The sequence below is a fragment of the Verminephrobacter aporrectodeae subsp. tuberculatae At4 genome (assembly GCF_000193225.1).
Classification (GTDB): domain Bacteria; phylum Pseudomonadota; class Gammaproteobacteria; order Burkholderiales; family Burkholderiaceae_C; genus Acidovorax; species Acidovorax aporrectodeae.
Genome location: NZ_AFAL01000764.1, coordinates 1 through 8,102, shown reverse-complemented (window position 1 = coordinate 8,102; position 8,102 = coordinate 1). Strand labels below are relative to the sequence as shown.

3 protein-coding genes are annotated in these 8,102 nt (G+C 65.1%); all 3 read right to left on the bottom strand.

The genetic code is table 11. The features are described from left to right. On the bottom strand, positions 1-3,193 hold a 3,193-nt coding region (locus tag VTU_RS0121280), incomplete at its 3' end, for a SwmB domain-containing protein (RefSeq protein WP_010108524.1). Beyond that, entirely contained in the window at positions 3,190-5,028 is a 1,839-nt protein-coding gene (locus VTU_RS0121275; RefSeq protein WP_010108523.1) for an Ig-like domain-containing protein, read from the bottom strand. The genes VTU_RS0121275 and VTU_RS0121280, both read right to left, overlap by 4 nt. Positions 5,029-6,836: 1,808 nt before the next feature. Next, positions 6,837-8,102: SwmB domain-containing protein (locus VTU_RS29195; protein WP_010108520.1), on the bottom strand; the 1,266-nt coding region annotated here is incomplete at its 5' end.

Below are 8,102 nucleotides of genomic sequence, written 5' to 3'. Positions count from 1 at the left end.
CCGTGCTGCTGCTGACCGTAAAGCCGGCGTTGCCCGTGAGCGCTGCCTCGTCCAGGGTGTTGGCTTCTGTGTAGCTGATCACCAACTGGTTGCCGTTGACCGTGGCGCTGCTGAACACCGGGGGCGTGGTGTCTGCTGCGGGCCGGGTGTCCACGGTGTAGTTGGCGCTGGCGGCGTCACCCTCGCCGACGTTGCCAGCGTCGTTGGTTACCCTGGCGAGATCCACGTTGATGACATTCGTCGGGGCGTTGGTGTTGGCCGTGGGCGTGAAGGTGGCCGTCCAGACCGTGCGCGTGGCGTTGGCCGTGGGCGTGCTCAGCGTGCCGCTACCGCACGAGATGTCGCTGGTGTCAAAGCCGTTGACGGGCTGGTTGAAGGTGAAGGTGACGGTGGTGGTCTCGCCCGTGGTGAGTGCGTTGTCGGCGATCGTGATCGTGAGGTCGATCGGATCGGCCGTGGTCCCTTCCCCTGTTGATGCGGCTGCTACTTTTCCTGCGGGTACTACTGCTGTTATTACTGTTGCCGGCGTGTCGTTGGTCACGGCCCGGCCGCTGAAGTCCGCCGCGTCGTTGCCGGCAGCGTCCTGCACCACGGCGCCGGTCGCGGGCTTGGTGTAGCTGAGGCTCACCGTCTCCTCCTGGGTCACGGCGCGGCTCAGCGTCAGCGTGACGGTGTTGGCCGCCGCGTCCACCACGGCGCCCGTAACGGTGATGGCCGTGCCCCGGGTGCTGCTGACCGCAAAGCCTGCGTTGCCCGCGAGCGCTGCGCCGTCCAGGTTGTTCTCTTCGGTGTAGCGAAGCACCAGCTGGTTGCCGTTGACCGTGGCGCTGCCCAGTTCCGGGGGCGTGGTGTCTGCTTGCGTGGATGCGGCTGCCATTTTTATTCCTGTTATTACTGTTGCCGGCGTGTCGTTGGTCACGGCCCGGCCGCTGAAATCCGCCGCGTCGTTGCCGGCAGCGTCCTGCACCACGGCGCCGGTCGCGGGCTTGGTGTAGCTGAGGCGCACCGTCTCCTCCTTGGTCACGGCGCGGCTCAGCGTCAGCGTGACGGTGTTGGCCGCCGCGTCCACCACGGCGCCCGTGACGGTGATGGCCGTGCCCCGGGTGCTGCTGACCGCAAAGCCTGCGTTGCCCGCGAGCGCTGCGCCGTCCAGGTTGTTCTCTTCGGTGTAGCGGAGTACCAGTTGGTTGCCATTGACCGTGGCGCTGCCCAGTTCCGGCGGCGTGGTGTCTGCTTGCGTGGATGCGGCTGCTACTACTCTTCCTGCTTCTCCCGTGATCGTTACTGTTGTTGGCGTGTTGTTGGTCACGGCCCTTTCGATGAAGTTTGCTGCGTCGTTGCCCTTCGCGTCCTGCACCACGCTGCCAGTCGCGGGCTTGGCGTAGCTGACGTTCACCGTTTCCGCGCTGGTCACGGCGCGGCTCAGCGTCAGCGTGACGGTCTTGGCCGCCCCGTTCGCCACGGCGCCGGTGACGGTGATGGCCGTGCCCGTGGTACTGCTGACCGTAAAGCCGGCATTGCCCGCGAGCGCTGCCCCGTCCAAGTTGTTCTCGTCGGCGTAGCGGAGCACCAACTGGTTGCCGTTGACCGTGGCGCTGCTGAGCTCCGGGGCCTCGGTATCTGCGAAGTGCGTGCCGTAGACGGTGGTGGTATCAATGTTGTAGCTGATGGGGCTGGGGTATACCTGCCAGTCGGTGCCCGCGTTGCCCGCTTCGTCGGTCACTGAGCCCATGTACACGCCCAGCCTGACGTTGGTGAGCGTGGTGCTGGCCGTCGGGGCGGTGAGTGTGGCGGTCCAGGTGGTGCCACCGTCGGTGGAGACCAGGTTCGACAGCGTGCCACCGGTAGCGCCCAACCAACTCGCGGAGCCGTCCGCGTTGTAGGTGAAGGGAAGTATGTGGTCGGCGTTCAAGTTCCTCACTGCTTCGGTGAAGGCCAAGGTGACGGTGGCTGTTTCGCCGGCGTTGAGGGTGTTGTCCGTCTCTCCCTGCGCGTAGGTGATGTTGCCGGACCACGCCAGGCCAGGCGCGGCGTGGTCAACGGTGTAGGCGAAGCTGTATACGTCATGCTCCGGACCCTGGTTACCCGCCAGGTCCGTCACGCTGTTCTGGCGCAAAACGATCGTGTTGCCGCCCACTTTGCGTCCGTTGGAGTCGCTGTAGCCGGTCGGTGTCAGTTTGACGGTCCAAGTCTGACCGCCATCGTTGCTGAGCAAGTCGCTCAGAGTGCCCCTGGTTGGCGAACTGCTGGACACCGCGATGTCGTCGAGAGTGAAAGTGGAGCCGAGGATTTTTTTGGAGAAGCGGATGGTGACCGTAGCGACTTCTCCGATTCCCAGCATCGTGTCGGTCATCGTGATCTTGGCGGTGGGCCCCCTGCTGAGCTCCGGGTCCTCGGTCTCTGCGGGGTCCGTGCCATCGGTGGCGATGAATCCGGGTATCTCCACCGACTCCGGGACCTCGGTATCTGCGGGATACGTGCCGTAGACGGTGGTGGTATCAATGTTGTAGCTGATGGGGCTGGGGTATATCCACCCGTCGATGCCCGCATTGCCCGATTCGTCGGTCACTGGGGCTATATGCACGCCCAGCCTGACGTTGGTGAGCGTGGTGCTGGCCGTCGGGGCGGTGAGTGTGGCGATCCAGGTGGTGCCCCCGTCGGTGGAGACCAGGTTCGACAGCGTGCCGCCGGCAGCGCCCAACCAATTCGCGGAGCCGTCAGCGTTGACGGTGAAGGAAAGTATGTGGCCGACGTTCAAGTTCCTCACTGCTTCGGTGAAGACCAAGGTGATGGTGGCTGTTTCGCCGGCGTTGAGGGTGTTGTCCGTCTCTCCCTGCGCGTAGGTGATGTGGCCGGACCACGCCAGGTCAGGCGCGGCGTGGTCAACGGTGTAGGCGAAGCTGTATACGTCATGCTCCGGGCCCTGGTTACCCGCCAGGTCCGTCACGCTGTTCTGGCGCAAAACGATCGTGTTGCCGCCCACTTTGCTTCCGTTGGATTCGCTGTAGCCGGTCGGTGTCAGTTTGACGGTCCAAGTCTGACCGCCATCGTTGCTGGCCAAATCGCTCAGAGTGCCCCTGGTTGGCGAACTGCTGGACACCGCGATGTCGTCGAGGGTCAGGCCGAGGACTTTTTGGGAGAAGCGGATGGTGACCGTAGCGACTTCTCCGATTCCCAACGTCGTGTCGGTCATCGTGATCTTGGCGGTGGGCCCCTGCTGGCGGTATCGATGTTGTAGCTGATGGGGCTGGGGTATACCAGCTCGTCGGCGCCCGCGTTGCCCGATTCGTCGGTCACTGAGCCCATATATACGCCCAGCCTGACGTTGGCGAGCGTGGTGCTGGCCGTCGGGGCGGTGAGTGTGGCGGTCCAGGTGGTGCCACCGTCGGTGGAGACCAGGTTCGACAGCGTACCGCCCGCAGCGCCCAACCAATTCACGGAGCCGTCCGCGTTGTAGGTGAAGGAAAGTATGTGGCCGGCGTTCAAGTTCCTCACTGCTTCGGTGAAGGTCAAGGTGACGGTGGCTGTTTCACCGGCGCTGAGGGTGTTGTTCGTCTCTCCCGGCGCGTAGGTGATGTGGCCGGACCACGCCAGGCCAGGTGCGGCGTGGTCAACGGTGTAGGCGGAGCTGTATACGTCATGTCCCGGACCCTGGTTACCCGCCAGGTCCGTCACGCTGTTCTGACGCAAAACGATCGTGTTGCCTTCCGCTTTGCGCCCGTTGGATTCGCTGTAGTCGGTCGGTGTCAGTTTGACGGTCCAAGTCTGACCGCCATCGTCGCTGGCCAAGTCGCTCAGCGTGCCCCTGGTTGGCGAACTGCTGGACACCGCGATGTCGTCGAGGGTCAGGCCGAGGACTTTTTCGGAGAAGCGGATGGTGACCGTAGCGACTTCTCCGATTCCCAGCGTCGTGTCGGTCATCGTGATCTCGGCGGTGGGTCCCCTGCTGAGCACCGGGGCTGCGGTATCTGCTGCGGGCCGGGTGTCCACGGAGTAGTTGGCGCTGCTGGCTTCCCACTCGCCGGCGTTGCCCGCGTCGTCGGTCACCCCGGTGAGGTCTGCGCGGATGACATTCGCCCCGGCGTTGACGTTGGCCGTGGGCGTGAGGGTGGCCGTCCAGACCGTGCGCTCGGCGTTCGCCGTTGGCAGGCTCAGCGTGCCGTTGGTGCACCCGATGTCTCTGGCGTCAAAGCCGTTGACGGGCTTGTTGAAGGTGAAGGTGACTGTTGTGGTCTCGCCCGCGGTGAGCGCACTGTCAGCGATCGTGATGTTGACGTCGAGCTCGCTGCTGTCCACCGAGGGCTCGGTACCTGCTGCGGGCCGGGTGTCCACGGAGTAGTTGGTGCTGCTGGCTTCCCACCCGCCGGCGTTGCCCGCGTCGTCGGTCACCCCGGTGAGGTCTGCGTGGATGACATTCGCCCCGGCATTGACGTTGGCCGTAGGCGTGAGGGTGGCCGTCCAGACCGTGCGCTCGGCGTTCGCCGTTGGCAGGCTCAGCGTGCCGTTGGTGCACCCGATGTCTCTGGCGTCAAAGCCGTTGACGGGCTTGTTGAAGGTGAAGGTGACGGTGGTGGTCTCGCCCGCGGTGAGCACGCTGTCGGCGATCGTGATATTGACGTCGAGCTCGCTGCTGTCCACCTGGGGCGCGGCACCTGCTGCGGGCCGGGTGTCCACGGAGTAGTTGGCGCTGCTGACTTCCCACTCGCCGGCGTTGCCCGCGTCGTCGGTCACCCCGGTGAGGTCTGCGTGGATGGTATTCGACGGGGCGTTGACGTTGGCCGTGGGCGTGAGGGTGCTCGTCCAGACCGTGCGCTCGGCGTTCGCCGTGGGCGCGCTCAGCGTGCCGTTGGGGCACACGATGTCTCTGGCGTCAAAGCCGTTGACGGGCTTGTTGAAGGTGAAGGTGACGGTGGTGGTCTCGCCCGCAGTGAGCGCGCTGTCGGCCAGCGTGATATGGACGTCGAGCTCGCTGCTGTCCACCGGGGAAGTGGTGTCGGCTGTCGCGGGCAGTGTTGCAGTGTCAAGCATGATGGGTTTCCTTCGGTGGTGAAAATGTGTGTTGGCTGGGGTTTGGGCTCCTCTGCCTTGTGGACAGAAGAGCCCTTGGTTTGTGCTGCTTCAGGCGGGCGATGCGGCGGCGCACGCGCCGGGTGTCTGGGCGTCTCACCGCTGACCCCGGTGCGGCTCGGCACCGGGGTGGCGGCCCTGCCCGTGGGCACGGTGCTTTGGTCGGTGGTCTTGGAGTGCGCACTCGGCGCCCGCCACCGGCTCGGCAAATTCTCTTCCGGCCACGGCACGGGGGTTGGGAGCCAGGGTGGCGGTCCTTCCCATGGCGACGACGCGCCGGACACGGATCCCGGGGTGCGCCATTGCGCGCTTGGGCGCTGCCGGAGCCCGCCGGCAGTGCGGACCCTCCCGTGTCGCTGTGGCCACCGGCACCGGGGCTGACGGCGGTTGCGTTGGCCCCCTCGCCAACGCCGGAGGGCAGGACGATGCAGCTGGCGCTGTAGCCCTGCGCAGCGGTCCGGCCGGCAGGGCAAAGCCGACTCCACTGCGTCAGGAGCAAGGCCTGCAGAAGAAGGTATCGGTGCGTCAACACAACAATTAATGACAAATTAAAACGTCAACAGTGTAACCCGACATTTCTCAGAATGTTTAATACCTGTTTAATTTTTATGCGTTGGATCCGTCGTGCTCCTTGCTTGACCAACCCGTGGCGTGGACCGGCGCTGGCGCTCGACAGCGGCGCGTCGTCGTTCCTCGTCCCGCCCGGCGGCGCTGCATCCGGGTCGGCAGCAGGCAGCAGCCAAGCGGTTCAAAGCGACGGCCGGAATCGATGGGCTGCTTGGGACGTGCCCGGCGGGCCTGATGCCGCAGACTGCCGCGAGCCCCCTTGCCAAGCGCAGCGCAGCGCTCGGCACCTGGTCGGGGCCGCCGGCTTTTTCAAACGGGGCTTCTGGAGCGGTCTGGCCCTGCCCGCCGCGGATGGATCGCGCCGGGCGACTTGCTGTGGCAGGCAGGGGCCGAAGCGGGGGCTGCGTTTCGGGGCAGTCCGGCGAGTCGGCGATTGCATGGGGATCTCCCGGCTCGTCGACGGGGCCCATGCGGTCTTGTCTGGTTTTTATACGGCTTTAAGTATTGCAAACGTGACCAGTTTGCTCATGGTCTGCCCAACAAATGGTGGATTTTTTGGCGTTTTTTTATTTCCCCATCGCTTCGCCCCTCGGGACCACCGTCTGCGGACGATGGACCAGGCGGTAGGCGAGCGGCGTGCGCAGTAGCGGAGCCTCGGCGGGCAGCAGGCGTGGCGGGAAGCCAGCCTGCACCAGCGTGCGGCGCACCGGGGAGAATCCCTGGCCGGCTCGGGCCGCTTCGATAGCGGCGTTCAAATCGCCAAAGCCAATGCCTTGACTGCCATCGAGATCGCTGATACCAGCGGACTCGCACCAGAGCCGCCAATCGCCACAGTAGCCACAGTAGCCACGGTGTTCGTCAACAAGACACCCCCCGACTTCAGCCCGGGGTAGTTCCCCAACCCGTGGCGCACGCGCGCGGGCCCACTGGATGCAATGAGAGAGCGGAGTGATCGCCAGCACGCCTGTGGCCAGTATCCTGCCCCGCAAATATCAGCACAAGAAACTGCGCCTTCACGCCATGGAGGCGTTGCAAACCCCCGCTATCCACAAGGGTATCGCGAGGGTTTTCGCCTTGCCATGGCGTGCAATACAGCCGTCCAATTTTGTGCTTCTATTTTCGGGGCAAAACACGGGTTCTGCGCCACAGTCAACGCCCCCCATGACCCCTCTTGAGGAAGATGGGCCCGGGGGGAGATGACTTCAGAACCAGAACCCGTCATGCACCACGTCTGACGCCTGCCCGGTGATGGACAACGGCATCTTCGCTGCAGCGCCGGAGGCGGTGACGGTGCCGTCGGCCTGGTTATCGGCGTCGAACGGCCCGCCATCCTTGATCACAAAGTCCAGCCGCAACCGCCCGTCTTCGTTCACCACCTTGCCGCCGTAAGGGCTGCTCGCCAAGTTCACCCAGGTGCCAGCGCTGCTCTGCACCCAGTAACCGTTGACACCAAGCTTCGGATCCACGTACAGGCTGAAGGTCTCGCTGCTGCCGGCTGCATCCAGCGTGGCCTTGAAACTCGTCAGCGCGATCGGTGTCTCCAGCGCCTGGGGCATCTGGGCCGGGACCGCCTTTTGCACCAGACTGGTGATGCGGACGGTGCTGTCGGCGTTGACCTTGCCATTCTGGCTATCGGCCACCAAGGTGACCGAGGTGCTGGAACTGCTGCTTGTCGTGGCGCTGTACGAGGCGACTGCGGCCTGTTTGCTGTCCTGGACCTTGTCTCCGTTGCCGTCGCCGAGTGCGGCACCAGCGGGGCCGATGGCCAGGTTTTCCTGGGCGTCGGGCACACCGTCGCCGTCCGTATCCGGCTCCTTGTGGGGGGTTGGGGAGGGTGCGGGGGAAGGTGAGGGCCCGGGGGAGGGTGAGGGCCCGGGCCCGGGCGCAGGGGAAGGTGAGGGCGCAGGCGTGTTGTTGGTCACAGTCTGACTGCTGAAGTCCGCTGCGTCATTGCCCGCAGCGTCCTCCACCACGTTGCCGGATTCGGGCTTGGTGTAGCTGACGGTCACGCTCTCAGAGTTGGCCACGGCGCGACTCAGCGTCAGCGTCACGGTCTTGGCCGTCGCGTTCACCATGGCGCCGCTCACGAGGATGGCCGTCGTGCCAGCGGTGGTGTGGACGTTGACCGTAAAGCCTGCGTTGCCCGCGAGCGCTGCCGCGTTCAGGGTGTTGGCTTCCGTGTAGGTCAGCACCAGTTGGTTGCCGTTGACCGTGGCGGCGTTGATCACCGGGGGCGTGGTGTCCGATGGCGTGCCACGGGTCACGGTCTTATCGCTGAAGTTCGCTGCATTGTTGCCGGCAGCGTCCCGCACCCCGTTGCCGGTGGGTTTGGTGTAGCTGACGCTCACCGTCTCCGTTTCGGCTACGGCGCGGCTCAGCGTCAGCGTGACGGTCTTGGCCGTTGCGTCTACCACAGCGCTGTTCACGGTGATGGCCGTCGTGCCTGCGGCGGTGTTGACCGTAAAGCC

Coding starts and splice junctions, on each gene's coding strand:
- VTU_RS0121275 (WP_010108523.1), bottom strand. CDS start 5,028: ATGCTTGACACTGCAACACTGCCCGCGACAGCCGACACCACTTCCCCG.